At 53.8% G+C, this 16,339-nt stretch carries 17 protein-coding genes; 4 read left to right on the top strand and 13 right to left on the bottom strand.

Annotation, left to right across the window (positions count from 1 at the left end; all coding sequences use genetic code 11):
- Nucleotides 1–118: 118 nt before the first annotated feature.
- The 3 genes from yaiA to L463_RS13735 all read right to left on the bottom strand — a co-directional run bounded on the left by yaiA (nt 119) and on the right by L463_RS13735 (nt 1,482).
- A complete protein-coding gene (yaiA, locus tag L463_RS13725; RefSeq protein WP_003859135.1) occupies nt 119–310 on the bottom strand; it encodes a protein YaiA in 192 nt (63 codons plus the stop codon).
- 44 nt (nt 311–354) lie between these two features.
- Nucleotides 355–879, bottom strand: a complete 525-nt coding sequence (gene aroL / locus L463_RS13730; RefSeq protein WP_017383154.1) for a shikimate kinase AroL — start codon at nt 877–879, stop codon at nt 355–357.
- Between the two features lie 144 nt (nt 880–1,023).
- Nucleotides 1,024–1,482, bottom strand: a complete 459-nt coding sequence (locus L463_RS13735) for a YaiI/YqxD family protein (protein ID WP_003859141.1) — start codon at nt 1,480–1,482, stop codon at nt 1,024–1,026.
- Nucleotides 1,483–1,579: 97 nt separating this feature from the next.
- Here L463_RS13735 and proC point away from each other — a divergent pair, with 97 nt between their 5' ends.
- Entirely contained in the window at nt 1,580–2,389 is an 810-nt protein-coding gene (gene proC / locus L463_RS13740; protein ID WP_015571314.1) for a pyrroline-5-carboxylate reductase, read from the top strand.
- 16 nt (nt 2,390–2,405) lie between these two features.
- Here proC and adrA read toward each other — a convergent pair whose 3' ends face one another.
- The 5 genes from adrA to L463_RS13765 form a co-directional block, all read right to left on the bottom strand.
- Nucleotides 2,406–3,509 (bottom strand): diguanylate cyclase AdrA, encoded by a 1,104-nt coding sequence (gene adrA / locus L463_RS13745; RefSeq protein ID WP_032102864.1) that lies wholly within the window; start codon nt 3,507–3,509, stop codon nt 2,406–2,408.
- 102 nt (nt 3,510–3,611) lie between these two features.
- Complete coding sequence (gene psiF, locus L463_RS13750; RefSeq protein WP_032102863.1) at nt 3,612–3,932, bottom strand: phosphate starvation-inducible protein PsiF; 321 nt, start codon at nt 3,930–3,932, stop codon at nt 3,612–3,614.
- A gap of 294 nt (nt 3,933–4,226) precedes the next feature.
- Nucleotides 4,227–4,487: an anti-adapter protein IraP gene (gene iraP, locus L463_RS13755; protein ID WP_003859148.1), complete on the bottom strand. Its 261-nt coding sequence runs from the start codon at nt 4,485–4,487 to the stop codon at nt 4,227–4,229.
- A 208-nt stretch (nt 4,488–4,695) separates the two neighbouring features.
- Nucleotides 4,696–5,910 (bottom strand): multidrug efflux MFS transporter, encoded by a 1,215-nt coding sequence (locus L463_RS13760; protein WP_015571317.1) that lies wholly within the window; start codon nt 5,908–5,910, stop codon nt 4,696–4,698.
- Nucleotides 5,911–6,079: 169 nt separating this feature from the next.
- Nucleotides 6,080–6,763 carry an extensin-like domain-containing protein gene (locus L463_RS13765; RefSeq protein WP_023296003.1) on the bottom strand — a complete coding sequence of 228 codons (684 nt, stop codon included), beginning with the start codon at nt 6,761–6,763 and terminating at the stop codon, nt 6,080–6,082.
- Between the two features lie 103 nt (nt 6,764–6,866).
- Between L463_RS13765 and ddlA the strand changes: the two genes are divergently transcribed.
- Entirely contained in the window at nt 6,867–7,964 is a 1,098-nt protein-coding gene (gene ddlA, locus L463_RS13770; protein ID WP_023296002.1) for a D-alanine--D-alanine ligase, read from the top strand.
- Between the two features lie 3 nt (nt 7,965–7,967).
- Here ddlA and L463_RS13775 read toward each other — a convergent pair whose 3' ends face one another.
- Entirely contained in the window at nt 7,968–8,189 is a 222-nt protein-coding gene (locus L463_RS13775) for a DUF2754 domain-containing protein (protein WP_015571318.1), read from the bottom strand.
- Nucleotides 8,190–8,437: 248 nt separating this feature from the next.
- On the opposite strand from L463_RS13775, the gene L463_RS13780 reads away from it, so the two are divergent.
- A complete protein-coding gene (locus tag L463_RS13780; protein ID WP_003859159.1) occupies nt 8,438–8,740 on the top strand; it encodes a DUF2755 family protein in 303 nt (100 codons plus the stop codon).
- Here L463_RS13780 and L463_RS13785 read toward each other — a convergent pair whose 3' ends face one another.
- Nucleotides 8,741–9,838: a DUF1615 domain-containing protein gene (locus L463_RS13785; RefSeq protein ID WP_017383149.1), complete on the bottom strand. Its 1,098-nt coding sequence runs from the start codon at nt 9,836–9,838 to the stop codon at nt 8,741–8,743.
- A 12-nt stretch (nt 9,839–9,850) separates the two neighbouring features.
- On the bottom strand, nt 9,851–11,071 hold the full coding sequence (gene sbmA, locus L463_RS13790) for a peptide antibiotic transporter SbmA (protein ID WP_003859162.1): 1,221 nt from the start codon (nt 11,069–11,071) through the stop codon (nt 9,851–9,853).
- A gap of 351 nt (nt 11,072–11,422) precedes the next feature.
- Here sbmA and ampH point away from each other — a divergent pair, with 351 nt between their 5' ends.
- Nucleotides 11,423–12,583, top strand: a complete 1,161-nt coding sequence (ampH, locus tag L463_RS13795) for a D-alanyl-D-alanine-carboxypeptidase/endopeptidase AmpH (RefSeq protein WP_003859164.1) — start codon at nt 11,423–11,425, stop codon at nt 12,581–12,583.
- 2 nt (nt 12,584–12,585) lie between these two features.
- Here ampH and L463_RS13800 read toward each other — a convergent pair whose 3' ends face one another.
- Together L463_RS13800 and L463_RS13805 are read right to left on the bottom strand one after the other, a co-directional pair.
- Nucleotides 12,586–13,212, bottom strand: coding sequence for a helix-turn-helix domain-containing protein (locus L463_RS13800; protein ID WP_015571320.1), 627 nt, complete (start codon nt 13,210–13,212; stop codon nt 12,586–12,588).
- Between the two features lie 89 nt (nt 13,213–13,301).
- Entirely contained in the window at nt 13,302–16,076 is a 2,775-nt protein-coding gene (locus tag L463_RS13805) for an autotransporter outer membrane beta-barrel domain-containing protein (protein ID WP_032102859.1), read from the bottom strand.
- Nucleotides 16,077–16,339 lie beyond the last annotated feature (263 nt).

The raw sequence follows: 16,339 nt of genomic DNA, 5'->3' as shown, positions 1-16,339 counted from the left end.
TAAAGATCGACTGGCCTTTCCGAATCCACCTGTAATAACTAAATATTAACTGCTGCTTAACATCAGCGATATGTTAAAAGTGTGATTCAGGCACGGTTGTAACGAATTCGGATTCCTGTCAGGACTTCTCAGGATCCTCATAGCGCCGTTTCGCATCCAGCGCTTCCTGTTCGGTTTCATGTTCGCTGATCAGCGAATCAGGTTTAGGGTGATCGGCACGCAGCTGGTACCAGGTTACGGTCTGATCGCCGTTACCTTTTTCAACGGTAACGATGCGGGCTTCTCGTGGATAGGGAGGTCTGGTTGGCATAGCTCATCCTTTTTTTATGTCTGAGCTATGAGTATAGACGGCTGTTAGCTGGCGCAAGCCAAACGCAGGGCGGTAATAATCTGAATCGCAACTTTCTCGGGTGACGCTGACGCATCCACAACGTGGTGTGCCGCCTCGCGGTACAGTGCATCGCGTTCGGCGAGGACGTCGCTGACCTCTTCACTCAGCGGTTTCGCGGTCAGCGCCGGGCGCTGTCCCTCTTCCGGAAACGCCTCCAGCCGCCCCACCAGCGTAGAGACCGGGGCACAGAGGTAGATCACGACACCCTTTTCGCGCATAAACTGGCGGTTATACGGTGCCAGAATAATGCCCCCACCGGTCGCGATCACGGTTGACGGCGCGGTCACCGCTTCCAGCGTGGCCGTTTCACGCGCACGAAAGCTCTCCCAACCCTCATCTTCAACGATATCGGCGATGGTCTTACCGGCATTCTCCTGGAGCCAGTGGTCAGTATCGACAAACTGACTCTGGCACAGACGCGCCAGCTCCAGACCAACGGTGGTTTTCCCACAGCCGCGAGGGCCAACTAAAAAGATGGGTGGGTTCATAACCAGGTGTTCCCCTTGCTGCCGGATAACTGAAGGCTGTAAAGAAATGATTGCAGTAGATGTTGCGCTAACTTTACTGCAAAGCGGTACGGAATGACAAGCCTGTGGAAGCCACACTGTACCACAAAACCGCCCGGAGGTGGGCTACGCCGGGCGGCGCTTCACTTCCAGCAGCCATTTATCCAGCTCGGCGGCAAACTGCTGGCGATCGCGCTGCGACAGGCTGTCCGGCCCACCGGTTTGCACGCCGCTGGAACGAAGCGTATCCATAAAATCACGCATGGTGAGCTTCTCGCGGATCGTTGCCGGCGAATAGCGTTCTCCGCGCGGGTTCAGCGCCGCCGCCCCTTTCGCCAGTACATCGGCAGCCAGCGGGATATCCGCGGTGATCACCAGATCTCCTGCGTCACACAGGCGTACTATCTCGTTATCCGCCACGTCAAACCCGGCCGGAACGCGCAGAGAACGGATGTATCTGGAGGGCGGCACGCGGATATTCTGGTTCGCCACCAGCGTCAGCGGCATCTGCACGCGCTCGGCAGCGCGAAATAAAATCTCTTTGATGACATTCGGACACGCGTCCGCATCAACCCAAATCGCCATAGTCTCTCCCCATTATGATTCTGGTGACTATTGTCGCCTGCATTTCGTTGTTAAGCTATCAATGAGAGATAACAACGCATAATAACGGAGAGACGTGATGGATAAGAAAATCGGGTTTATCGGCTGCGGAAATATGGGCAAAGCTATCCTCGGCGGACTGATTGCCAGCGGGCAGGTGTTGCCGGGGCAGATTTGGGTCTATACCCCATCCCCGGATAAAGTCGCGGCGCTGCGTGATGAGTATGGTGTCAACGCTGCCGAAAGCGCACAGGACGTGGCTCAGGTGGCGGATATTGTCTTTGGCGCCGTTAAGCCGAATATCATGATTAAAGTCCTGAGCGAGATCACCTCCAGCCTTAACAAAGAGACCCTGGTGGTATCGATTGCCGCAGGCGTGACCCTCGATCAGCTCGCCCGCGCGCTGGGCCACGACCGTAAGATTGTTCGCGCCATGCCAAACACCCCGTCGCTGGTGAATGCCGGTATGACATCCGTTACCCCGAACGCGCTGGTCACATCTGAAGACGTGGCGGATGTACTGAATATTTTCCGCTGCTTCGGCGAAGCGGAAGTGATTGCCGAACCGATGATCCACCCGGTAGTCGGCGTGAGCGGCTCTGCCCCGGCGTATGTCTTTATGTTTATCGAAGCCATGGCCGATGCCGCCGTACTGGGTGGAATGCCGCGCGCGCAGGCCTACAAATTTGCAGCGCAGGCGGTGATGGGTTCGGCCAAAATGGTGCTGGAAACGGGTAAACATCCGGGCGAACTGAAAGATATGGTGTGCTCACCGGGGGGCACAACCATTGAAGCCGTGCGCGTGCTGGAAGATCGCGGGTTCCGCTCCGCCGTGATCGAGGCGATGGAAAAATGCATGGAAAAATCAGAGAAGCTCAGTAAGTCCTGATGCGTTACGCCGGGCGTCAGGCGGCCACTTCGGTGCGGCCCCGTCCGGCATTTTTGGCTTTATAGAGGGCCACGTCCGCCGCCTTTAGCCATTCACGATAGTGGGTGAACTGCGCCCCCCAGGGGGCAACCCCAACGCTGATACACAACCTCGCCATAGGTGCTCCGTGCAGCGGCATGTTGACCAGCCGTTCGTGGACGCGCGACATCGCTGCAATCGCGCTGTCGGCAGGCGTGCCGGACATGATCACCGCGAACTCATCCCCGCCAAAACGGCCAATATAATCGCCTGAGCGCAGGGTCAGCTGAAGCTGGCGCGTGATGGCGACAATCGCTTCATCCCCCACGTCATGCCCCCAGGTGTCGTTGATCGTCTTGAAGTGATCGATATCGATGAGCAGTATCGTCGCCTGTCGATGGCTTCGACGGCAGGCCTCAAATTCGTTACGCAGCAGCGTTTCCCAGTGACGGCGATTGAATACGCCGGTCATTCCGTCGCGGGTACTCATCAGCTCAAGCCGACGCTTATGCTCTGCCAGACGGATCGCCGTGCGGTGGCTGAGCCAGGCAAACAGTATGGGGTAGACCACCAGCACGGGGAGCGTCAGCCACAACGCCAGCGGTTCAGAGGTCAATACCACAGGACTACCCGTGGATTGCACGGTGAGCAGAGCAGACAGAGCAAGCAGCGCCAGTCCTGTCAGAAATAACCGACATCCCCCCGATCCCATCATATTCATGCCGATCATCACGATCAGCGCCGCCGTTGGTAGCGCACTGAACCCTGTTAGCCCCATCCAGACACCGGCAATAATGGCATCGATTTTCAGATTAACAATTTCACTGCTGTGGGGTTCAGCCGAACGAAAAGCCAGCTGCCAGGCCAGATGGGGCCAGACAAAGACCCAGCCCACCAGCAATAACCACCAGACGCCGGAAAGAAACTGGCTCACCAGAACGCTGGCAAGCGGAACAAATAGCGCCGCCAGACCAACGATGCGTGCCAGCCGTATTCGCCGGGCAAATCGCAGACCGGAACGGTATGAATCATCCTGAGAAAGCTGCTGGTGCCACGCTTCCCGAATGTTCTCGTGATTGTCATAAAACTCATCATTCATCATTTTTGGGAATATTCTGAAACATTTTCCCAAATTATAGAGAGGGGGATAGCGGGGAAAGTATGAAATTTTGGGTGAGCCACAGCCGTGACTCACCCGTTAGCACTACGCCTGTTTTTTCAGGCACGCGCTCATAAACTTGCTGCGATCGTCGCCTTTCAGCATCTGCTGTGTCGCCTGGGCGTTGCACTCACGCATTTTTTGCTGCTGTGGGGTCAGGCTTTTTACACCGGGTTTAGCCGCACCATTTTTAAGGCAGTCGCTCATGTACGTTTTACGGGCATCCCCTTTCAGGCTTTGCGATGTCGCCTGTTGGTTACAGGTCGTCATGCGCTGCTGCTGGGGCGTTAACGTTTTCTCTTCCGCGTGTGCTGAGGCGATCAGACACAGGCCAGAGAGCAGGGTAACCAGTATTGTTGTTTTCATTGCACCATCCTTTATGTGAAGTTCCACGTTAAGTCTGGCTCGTTACGGGAAAAAAACCACCCTGCGACTCTGATTTTCGCCGGGCTCTGCGGTTATTTCAGCCCTGTATCGGAACAATATTCATTAACCGATTTCGCCGGGTGGGAGGCGGTAATTAATAACAGAAATTATGCGGTGAAAGGTGTGCTCTGTCTCAATTAAATTTTCCCTGCATAAATGTGTAAAAATAAAAACAGAGCGACGCCAGGCATCCTGCATGACAATTCTGTGACACGTCATTTCACCTCAGGCAGGTTAGCTGCGAGGATGCCTTAAAAGCTTCTTTACGTATTGCTGAAGCAGCTCCGCATCTTCCGCAGGCACCTGGGAATCAGGACGCGCTTTTTCCAGCGCGCCTTCAACGTTGTCGATCAACGCCTCCTGCTCCGGTTTTGCCATCTGTCGCAGCAGCGCCGTCACAACGATTTCCAGCGCCTCGACCTGGGCAACCAGCTCTTTCGACTCTTCTTCCTTTTGGGCAAGCTTAACCAACAACTCAGCAATGAGATTTTTCATGGTGCTATTTCCTTATGTGATTTCCCCTGAAATTAACACCCTCTCTGAATAATGAAAAGCATGGATTAGCTTTATCTTATGCAAAAGTGACATCGCTGCCAAAAAAGATATTTCAGCGCGAAAGCGAAACGTTTTCCTGAAAGAAAGGCGCCGCATTTCGTTATATAAAAATGCGGCGTTCATAAGAATAAATAATATATTATCGTGTTTACCGGGCCGACTTTGCCTCAGCGATTCGCCTGCGGCGTCGCAAGGCAAAGGCCAGTTGAATAATATTCAGCAGGACCACCACCGCCGTCGCGGCAAATACCCAGCGGAAACCCGCCATCGCCGAGACCGAGGCGCCGATAAGCGGGCCCGCTACGTTGCCTAAATACATGAACGACTGGTTGTAGCCAAAAATGCGGCCGGTTACCTGGTCACTGGAATATTTCACCAGCAGCGTCTGAACAGCGGGCAGCATGGCGCCATCTGCGAAGCCAAGCAGGAAGCGCAGGATGCCGAGCTGAAGAGGTGTGGTGACGAATGACATGGCAAAGAAAAGGATCACCGCAATGATGAGCGTTGCCATCAGAATACGTGCCGTACCGATCCTGTCGCCCAGTTTCCCCAGACGCGGAGCAGACATCAGCGCCGACACGCCCGGCACCGCGGCAATCATCCCGCTCAGAAAAGCAATGTTGCTGCTGTCCGGCGCCATCGACTTGATAAACAGCGCCAGAATCGGCCCTACCGAACCGTTACAGAGCTGGATCACCATCGTCGTCACAAAGAGGCTAATCATCAGGCCAGGATAAGGCAGCGAGGCGAAAACCGCTTTTCCGCTCAGGCGTTCGGATTTACTGACAACAGGCCGCCCGCCCTCTTTAATCAGAAAAAGGGTGACCAGAAAGCTGATCGTTAGCAGGATCGCGGTAATGATAAAGACCGCACGCAGCCCGACATGGTCCGCCAGGAAGCCGCCGAGCAGCGGGCCGCCAATGACCCCGCTGATCTGGGCCGTGGAAAGCGTGCTGAGCGCCCAGCCGCTTCGCTCACGCGGTACCTGTGAGGCCACCAGCGCCATGGCATTCGGAATGTAACCGGAGGTCAGCCCCATTATCGCCCGCAGAATAAACAGCTGCCAGACGTTGGTGGCGAAGGCCTGGAGCAAAATGGCTATCGCCATCCCCAGCGAGGCGCGGAGCAGCATCAACTTGCGCCCCTTGCGATCCGCCAGGCTGCCCCACATCGGCGACACAATGGCGGAGACCAGAAACGTCACGCTGAACGTCAGGCCGGACCACATCGAGAGCGCTTCATGGGAAGTCACTCCCAGCTGCGATACATACAGCGGCAGGAAGGGCAATATCTGGCTGATAGCCAGTCCGGTGAAGAAGCAGCCGAACCAGACTGAAATGAGATTAACTTTCCAGGATTCCATAACAGAAATAGTCTTCATTTTTAGGCGAATTCGCCGACAGATTAGCAAGTTACGCGCAATGACATAGCGCCAGAGATGCGGCCTTGCAGACTTTGGTGTTTTATCTTCCCAGTCATCATATTTGTGAAATAAGTCACAATTTATCCAATTTTTGGCGGAAGATTATGCTTCATCGACATAATCCATAGCCGCGCATCCCCAGATGGAAATGGTTGGCATGGGCGGCATTATAGTCCGGCCCCAGACCGTTACCGTAATAGCCACAGCTTGCCGAGAGCAGGGCCTGTAGCCAGGGCTGCGTCTTTTCCGCTTTCCAGCCGTTCAGGACGGTAACGCGCTGTCCATTTGCCAGCCTGAAAGCGCTGATATCCAGCGCATCCGCCGTGGCATGTTCGCTGCGCCGCGCATCCGGGCGGCTGTAGATATTGCGGCAAGCGAAGCTGCCCAGATGTTCAATACGAGTAAGCTCGCTTCCGGTCCAGGTTTTGGTGAGCGGTCGGGCCTGCTGGCTGACAAACAGCGCCGAACTTAACGCCAGCGGACAACTGGCCAGAAAGCTGCTGTTCAGGCTCACCGGGCCAAAATCGCGCACGCGCACCACGTTACTCAGCGGACACTCACCGGCGCTGTCAGCGACAGCCTGGGTACGGATAAGCTGGCGTTGATTCGCCTGCGCTAACAGGCTTTCGCATGCCTTCGGTGTTAAACGTCGAAGTTTAAACTGGGTTATTTTTCCGGGCGGATCGTCAAGCGTAAGCGGCACGAAAGGATTGTAATACGGCGGCAACCAGCGGTAGCCCACCGTGGCGATCCCGGCAATAACAATAAGAATAAGCAGACCTTTTCCTTTCACGCGCCCCCCTTCAGCATCCCCAAAACATTATGGCAGAAGGCCGCGAAACCCGCCGGGCATCGTGGTATGTTATGGGCTTTTCGTCAGACTGGAAGAGAGTGAGATGGCAAAGCAGCGCGTAGGTATTGTCTTTGGGGGAAAATCGGCAGAGCACGAGGTGTCATTGCAATCGGCTAAAAATATCGTTGATGCGATTGATAAAAGCCGTTTTGACGTGGTGCTGCTGGGCATTGATAAACAGGGCCAGTGGCATGTTAACGATGCCAGCCAGTATCTGTTACACGCTGACGATCCGGCGCACATTGCCCTTAATCCTTCTGATATCAGCGTCGCAACGGTTCCGGGCGTGGAACAGGGACAGCTTATCGATGCCGGGAACGCGCAGGCGCTGGCACAGATTGACGTGGTATTCCCTATCGTTCACGGCACGCTGGGCGAAGACGGCTCCCTGCAAGGCATGTTGCGGATGGCGAACCTGCCGTTTGTCGGTTCCGATGTGCTGGGCTCTGCCGCCTGCATGGATAAAGACGTCACAAAACGTCTCCTGCGCGACGCTGGTCTGAATATTGCGCCGTTCGTGACGCTCACTCGCGCCAACCGCGATAAACACAGCTTCGCGCAGATCCAGGCGCAACTCGGCCTGCCGCTGTTTGTGAAACCGGCGAATCAGGGCTCGTCCGTCGGCGTCAGCAAAGTCACCAGCGAAGCGCAGTTTAACGATGCCGTTCGTCTGGCCTTTGAGTTTGACCATAAGGTGGTGGTTGAGCAGGGAATTAACGGACGCGAAATTGAGTGCGCCGTTCTGGGCAACGACTTCCCGCAGGCGAGTACCTGCGGTGAAGTCGTGTTGAACAGCGACTTCTATTCCTACGACACCAAATATATTGACGACAAAGGTGCCCAGGTTGTGGTTCCCGCCGCGCTCGATCCTGACGTTAACGACAAGATCCGGGCGATCGCCGTTGAAGCCTATCAGGCGCTGGGATGCTGTGGGATGGCGCGCGTCGACGTGTTTCTGACGCCGGATAACGAGGTGGTGATTAACGAAATCAACACTCTGCCGGGCTTTACCAATATCAGCATGTACCCGAAGCTGTGGCAGGCCAGCGGGATAAGCTATCCGGAACTGATCACCCGCCTGATTGAACTGGCGCTGGAACGTCACGCCGCTGACAGCGCCCTGAAAAGTTCCGTTAACTAACGGTTAGTCAGCTTTCTCTGCCGTCGTCGTCTCATCGGGACGACGGCGGATAATAAATCCCGCCAGCCAGAAACTGATTACCCAGGTTACCAGCCCAACCGCATAGGTTTGCCAGCCTTTCGCTTCAAATCCCAGCAGCCCGACAACACCGTTGAGAATAAAGATCAGCCCGATCGCAAAGGCGTAGTAATGCCAGTCACGGCGTAATTTGGAAGTGAGCTTCATGACAACTCCGGCAGAAAAAAAACTATCCTCTCACAGTTTGATAAAGGCGTCTGTGGCGGATACGTAAATTCTGAAATGCAGCGCAGTTTCACTTATGTTATCAATTTGTGACGTGATGCAGAAATCGACAATCCAGGAGAAATCCTGAGCCGAATTTCCCACGATTCTGATATTGACAAATGCTATGACCTGTCACACTCACCCTGTACGACGCGTATTAAAACAGAGTGATATTATCGGGAGGTCTTATGGCAGACTTTACATTGTCGAAACCGATTTTTGGCGGAAAACAACCAAAAACCTCCACGGCGGGGAATATTGCCTATGCCCTGTTTGTTCTGTTTTGTTTCTGGGCAGGAACCCAACTGCTGAATATGCTGGTGCATGCCCCTGGCGTGTATGAGCATCTGATGCAGGTGCAGGATACAGGCCGCCCGCGCGTTGAAATCGGTTTAGGCGTGAGCACCGTATTTGGACTCATTCCCTTCCTTGCGGGCAGCATGGTTCTGGGCGTGATTGCCCTTGTCCTGCGCTGGCGCAACCGCCACTGATTACAGTCCCATACAGCGTGCCCGACGATCGTCAACGCGTTTCGCGAACCAGGCGGTCGTCAGGTTACGCGTGATCTTCGGGCTTTCCAGCTGAATGCCTGGCAGAATGGCTCTGGGTAAAGCCTTTCCACTTTTCTTCTCGGCCAGCGCAAAGACCTGCTTATACAGATCCGTTTTCTCAAACGCCAGGCTGTCGCCCTTCTCCAGCTGTCGGCGAATGTCGCTGTTGCTCATCTCCAGCTTCGTCGAGAGTTTTCGCACCGCACGTTCGGTGGTCCCGGCCTCACTGCTGCCGTAAGCAATGAGATCGCCGTCCAAAGCGAGCTTCACACCGCTGGCGCGGCTTACCGCATTCTGGAAGGCTGCATTTCGGCTGGCATACCAGCCCGCGTTAAAGTCGGCAAAGCGATACAGCGGTTTATCGTAGTTGGCCGGATAATTCAGCAGGTGATACGTCCCAAACCACAGCCCACCGCGCAGGGAGAAGACCTCCTGACGTACCGTACCGTCGATATCCCACGGATAGCCGTCGGTATGCTTTTCCGCAAATGCGATACTGACCTGCATCGGACCGCCGGTATGCACCGGATTTAGCGAGCCAAACAGCTTCTGCCCCATCGGCACCATATTGATGAAATCATCGAAAATGGCGCTAAGCTGTTTCTCGGTTTTCACCGTATCCAGCCGTTCACTGTAGCTTTTACCGTTTGGCGAGGTGATTTTAAGGGCGGTATGCACCAGGAAAACCGGGATATGCATCGATTCGGCCCGGCGGTCGATCTCCTTCCAGGCGATTTTGTTCAGGCCAGGCACTACAGGATCTGACTGATACATCGATTCCTGCTGCGCCACCGCGAGCACCGAGCAGATATTCTCCTCGGTAGGCGCGATCTTCTGGCTTTTGAAGGTCGCTGCCAGCGCATCAGCCCACTCACTGCGATCCTTCACGCTGGCGGGCATCTTTTGCCGCACCACGCTCGCCACATCAACGGGCTTCTCCCCTTCTTTGAGCGGGGCAGCCCCTTTTTCGGCACAGCCCGCCAGCACAAAAGCGGCGAGTAACGTCAGCGGTAATGCACGTGGTACGGCAAATGGCATAGCAATTCCTTTTTAACCTAATGTATGGGTGACTTCCTGCACGTCCTTATCGTCCAGCTCACGCTCGAAACTGCGTAAACGTTTGTAGATGGACATCAGCTCCACCAGCGTAGTCCAGGAGCTGATCAGATACTGGAACGAACCGCGAACCTGACCAAAGACGTTGGTGATTTGGGTCATCAGACCGAGCGTAATCGTACCCGCAACGATGGACGGGAACAGCAGGAACAGCCCGAAAACGTTATCAACCTGAAGATAAAGAATGCGCGCGATATTGAAATACATGTAATGGAAATAGAGGCGGAAATAGTTACGACGTACGGCGCCAAACAGCTCACGCACGGTAGGCGGTGACGCACGGTTGGCATCGTCTTCGCCATACACCAGTTCTTTACGGTAGGCCGCTTCCACGCGCTGGTTTTTAAACTCCAGCCCCGGCAGCTTGATCCCCACCACCGCCAGCAGCCCCGTTCCCATCAGCGACCAGACAATCGCAGCAATCACCAGGCCGTATGGCAGATGGCCGACAATCGGCAGCTCCGGAACGTGCGACGAGAGCGTCACCAGCACCGGCAGGAAGGCGATCAGCGTCATGATGGCGTTGATAAAGCTCACGCCCATATCTTCCAGAGTAGAGGCAAAACGCATGGTGTCTTCCTGCACACGCTGTGCGGCACCTTCGATATGCCGCAGGTGCTGCCAGTGTGCCATATAGTGTTCGTTCATCGCGGTACGCCAGCGGAACACATAGTGGCTGACGAAAAAGTTATTCATCACGCCAATCACCACGGCGATAAGGGCGATGCCGAGGAAGATCCCCACCTCATGGTAGAACTGGTTAATGGTCACTTTATGCGGCGAACTCAGCGCCGTCTGGATCAGATCGTAAAATGGCGCATACCAGGCGTTGACCGCTACGCCCACTTCCACCAGGAACCAGGTGACAAAGATGATTAACGACGTGCCGAGAATCGACCAGTATTGCCAGCGGTGAGGAGAATAGACAAACCAGAACATGGCAAAAAGCCCTACGCAGAGCACGTAATAAGCGTAGAAAAGCAGATAGCTCATGGACCAGAAGCGCGCTGCGCTAATGGGAATATCGCCCGTTGCCCCCGTAAGACGGGTCAGCCACGCGCCGCCACCGGCCTGCCAGAAAATGACAGCCAGCAGTGCCCAAATAAATGCCGACAGGAAAAAGGGCCCCGGCTTTGGGAAAAAAGACTTAAACATTGTGCTTCCTTCTTGTTGTTATGGCTGTTGCTGTGTTCAACATATCGCCACACGAAACCTTGCCTGTGCCAGCCTCCCGGCTCAGGCAAAAAAGTGAGACCTGCGGGTGAATTATTAGTTCGCTTCACAGTTTTCAGGAATTGTTTCGGTGCGTTTCATTCGCAACAGCGATCGTAGCGTCTATCATACGGTCGATGTCACAAAATGGGAGCCACGCCGCAAGTAAATTGTTCAAATTTACCCACGGTTACGTTTTTCTCGCTATCGTTATGCAAATCGGGCCATTGCCCGACGCCGATTAGTAGTATAACTACCCGTAACTTTCCTTATTCACTTGATGGATGCTTTTCGTTGAAACGTTGTCTGCTCTCTATCGCCGCGCTGTGTGCGGTGAGCCTGTCCACCGCCCAGGCAGCACAGCCTCTGACGGCCCCGGTTCTGGCCTCTGACATTGCCGATCGCTACGCGAACCTTATTTATTACGGCAGCGGTGCGACGGGAATGGCGCTGGTCGTGATCGACGGTAACCAGCGGGTGTTTCGCAGCTTCGGTGAAACACGACCGGGAAATAACGTTCGTCCGCAGCTGGATTCCGTTATCCGTGTCGCATCGATAACCAAGCTGATGACCAGCGAAATGCTGGTGAAACTGCTCGATCAGGGCGTGGTGAAACTCGACGATCCGCTCAGCAAATATGCACCGCCCGGCGCTCGCGTTCCGACATATCAGGGAACGCCGATCAGACTGGTGAATCTTGCGACCCATACCAGCGCCCTGCCGCGAGAACAGCCCGGTGGCGCTGCGCATCGCCCTGTCTTTGTCTGGCCAACCCGCGAGCAACGCTGGAACTACCTGAGCACAGCAACCCTGAAATCGGCCCCGGGCTCGCAGGCCGGCTATTCTAACCTGGCGTTTGATCTGCTGGCCGACGCTTTAGCGACGGCGTCGGGTAAACCTTACCCTCAACTGTTTGAAGAGCAGATCACGCGTCCGCTCGGGATGAAAGATACCACGTACACCCCTTCCCCGGACCAGTGCAAGCGTCTGATGGTGGCGGAAAAAGGGGCCAGCCCGTGCAATAACACGCTGGCCGCCATTGGCAGCGGTGGCGTTTACTCTACGCCTGGCGACATGATGCGCTGGATGCAACAGTTCCTCTCATCGGATTTTTACGCGCGTAGCAATCAGGCCGACCGAATGCAGACGCTCATCTACCAGCGTGCTCAGCTACGACGCGTCATTGGCATGGATGTTCCAGGTAAAGCCGATGCCCTCGGCATGGGCTGGGTGTATATGGCGCCAAAAGATGGCCGACCGGGGATTATTCAAAAAACCGGTGGAGGTGGCGGGTTCATCACCTACATGGCGATGATTCCGCAATCAAACGTAGGCGCTTTTGTGGTGGTCACCCGGTCGCCAAATACACGCTTCGTGAATATGAGTGATGGCGTAAATAATCTGGTGGCCGAGCTGAGTGCCAATAAAGCGCAGGTGCTTACGGCCTCTAACTGATCTCAATAGTCCGTGGGCAAACGGTTGATACTGATCAGTTTGCCCCGGCTCATATTGATGTAGTTCCCCTGTCGCAGCGCCGCCAGAACCTCAGCAACGACCGAACGAGAAATACGAGTGCTACGCTGAATATGATTCATAACACCAATTTTTGAACGTAGCGTGTCATCCCACTCGGCCATATTGATCAGCATCGCCCGGATTTGGCTATAGGAATTATTTCCGACCAATTGCATGTCACGTTTTCCCAATAAATGGTTAAGCCATGACAGCCAGCAGAAAGCCTCTTGCCAAAGTTGCGCGTCCTGAATAAGCTGGTACGCGTCAGATGCCGGTAAATAAAATCCGGTACAAGGCGTCTGTGCCATCAAAGAATATTCAAGATAGTTTTCATTTATCCATGCGCTTAAACCGTGGATATACGGTGCCCGCGCAATACCCATAAGTAATTCGTCTGATTTACGGTGGACGGCCGTCAGGCCGGATTGTATGACAACGGTCAATGGTTCATCATCATTATTGCCGGTAGTTATTAATTGTTGTGGTTCGATCTTAAATGGGGTACCGGCGACTTCCAGACACTTTATGAGCCGGCTTAATTCAGAAAGTGGCTTCGCATTAACGTTCATGCATACCTCAAGTCATCTGTATATGTCGGTTCTTTATAATTTTTAAAACACATAAAAAAGCGGGGGAAAAATCCCCCGCGCTTTCTATATTACCAGGTGTATTTCACACCCAGGTTTGCTCCCCAGTTCTGGTCAACGTCGCCGCCGCCCAGATAAGTCGCATCAGTGTAAGCACTGAAGTTTTTCGTGAAGCTGAACTGAGTGCCCAGTCCCACGCGAACCGCAGAGCCTTCCACGCCGTTATCAATGCTGTCATTGTTGATATCAGCATTGTTGTCGGCATCGTCATACACGTAAGCCAGTTTGAAGTAAGGCGTTAATGCCTGCTCGCCGCCGTAGTTGAAGGTATAACCTGCATCCACGCCGAGCTCATAACGCATACTGTCGTAAGACTGACCATCGATACGCATGTCGTTGCTTAGCTGGTAGTCATCACCGGACTGGAACAGGCCAGAGATCGCCGCGTAAGGCGTGACGTAGCCAGACAGGTTTGGTTTCCAGTCATAGCCCAGTTTCATCCCGAAACCAACGGCGTCAGTCGTGGTATTACCGTCAACATACTGACCGTTGCTCATGGTAGCAGAGAGGTCGTTGTTGAAGCGGGTGTAGCTCAGGGAGCTGTAGAGGAAGATGTCGTTCATGAACTTCGCCGACGCGTAGATCATCGCAGTCTGGCTGTCCTGATCGACCTGACCAGTACGATCGCTGATATCACCCTTCGCGAAACCAGCCGCACCACCGACAATCCACTTCGCGTTATTACCGTCGATCTGAGTATCCAGACCTACCATAATGCCGCTTACGTCCTGATCGTAGCTAACGGTGCCATTATCCGCGTCAAAGTTGCCGCCGAAATAGCTCACCCATGCGCCGCCGTTATCTGCCAGGCCATGACGGCTGTTGGTCAGACGGGTACCCACGGTATCCTGTTGCAGATTCCAGATGTTGGTATTAGCAGAAGGAATGCTCAGCGCCATGTTGGCGTAGTCAGTCAGCTCTTCCTGCTGGAGAACAACGGTGTCGCCCTTCTGCTGCGCCTGATAGGTATAAGCACCTAAATCGGCTTTGTTTGCGGCAGTAAAGCTGGCTGCGGTATCCGCGTTATTGTCATAGACGCGAACGATCTCTTTGTTTTCGTAGTCAGCTACGGAGCCTGCGCCGGTCGCATCGTCGATGCGCACTTTATAGTTACCGGCAACGTCACCGTTCACCGCCAGATGGCCGTCAGAGTTCAGCGCGACAACACCATAGTCGTAGTCCGCTTTAGAGCGATCGTTGGTGATATAGCGTGCGTTGTTCAGGTCGCTGTTCAGCACATAATCACGGCTGGCAACGTTAAGCACACCGCCATCGGTCAGCACCATATTATGCGTATCAACCTGACCCAGACCCAGCGCCAGCTCTGCACCGTTGTCCACGGTAATGGTGTTGGCATACAGCTCAGCTGTCTCTTCAGTGAGTGCAGCACGGCTGTAGCTATCCAGATACAGGCTGTCGGTAGCCACACCACCGCTGTCGCCAATATTCAGGCTAGACGCATTGGTCAGGGTGATGGAATCTGCCAGCAGGCCGGAGTTTTCAACATTGACCTGAGACTGGTTGTTCACCGTCAGCGCGTCGATGTTGGAGATCTTACGGGTATCCCACTCGGAACCGTTATCCAGCGCCACGTTGAACAGGCCGCTCTGATAAACTTCTTCACCTGCAACATGACCGTTGCTGTCAAAGGTAGAATCAGGCCAGATGCTGTTTGGAGAAAGCGTGTGCCAGTCTACATCGCTGTAGCCTTCACCATACATCTGCGCCGTGCCGATGGCTTCAACGCTGGACTGCGCGGCACCCACCCATTTACTGCCGTTGGTCAGCGTGACATCCAGCTTGTCGGTATCATCCCAGCCGTTGGTAGTTGGGTTATAGACGCCGTCATCGGTGGTATCCGTTGCCGGATCGCCATTCTCGTAGAAGTTGTTATCAAAGGTGCTGGCGAAAAGGATGTCGCCGGTAATGGTAGAGTGATCGAAGGTAGCGGTGGTCTGCATAGCGTTATCAGACGCGCCAGCAACAACGATCAGCGCCGCATCATCCGCAGCCGTGGCGTTGGTTTCACCGTAGTCGCTCGGCTTCGCCGTTTGACCGTAGAAGCCACTGGTACCCAGATCGCTGTACGCACCAGAGGTCAGCACAGAATCTTTCACCACCAGCGTATCGGTAAAGATATTGCTGCTGTTAGCAACGCCTTCAACACCGTCGTATGGCGTGTTATCCAGCTCCTGATAACCCTGCGTCAGCGTGATGCCCGCGATATGGGAGTTGTTCTGAATAACGATGTCAGATTCAACGTCCAGCGTGATCGCGTTACCCAGACCATAGGTGTCCAGATAATGCGTTTCAGTGGTTTCACCATTGACGACATCGTAGGCGTAATGCTCGTAGGTATCGTTGATGGTGGAGTTATCAACAGTCAGGCTAAAACGATCATACTGGGTATGAGTGGTACCGTCAGTATCCACGCCATCTGCACACGTCGTGGTCATACACTCTGACGTGATCATGCCGTTAATGGTGCTGTTAGAAATACTCAACGCGTTCGCACGGCCATTGACACCATCATCCAGATAGTATGTCGAAATAACTCCGTTTACGGTTGATTTATTGATGACTGGATAAATGTCACCATCATGTGTGGCATCTGAATAATCCCAGTCAGCATAACCATAATACCAGGGCGTGGACGCGGTATTGTCATAGCCAAAAGTATTATATGTTGTGCCGGATATATCTTTCGCATTGGCCTGAGAAGCGATAGCCAGTGTGCAGGCTAATGCAAGTTGTGATACAACCAGTTTCTTTTTCCATGTTTGCATTGGGTCATCCCTCCTCAGGGACGTAAGCAAGTTTGTCCATCAAATCATTTAGCAACATTAAATTGCGGAAGGAATTATGCAGTTTCACTTCGAAAAGGTTCAATGAATGATTCCATTAAGTCCGTATTCAGACAAATAAGCTTGTAAACCCAGGGCAATATCAATCATTATGAATAAATATTATAAATTCAACTGATTGCAAACTACTTTAGTTGCTTCGGCACATATAATAAAAAGCAATAAATCATTTATATTTATAATCC

Source organism: Enterobacter sp. BIDMC 27, assembly GCF_000534415.1.
Lineage (GTDB): Bacteria > Pseudomonadota > Gammaproteobacteria > Enterobacterales > Enterobacteriaceae > Enterobacter > Enterobacter hormaechei_C.
Note: the sequence above shows the minus strand (reverse complement) of the source record. Positions and strands in the feature narration are given on the sequence as shown.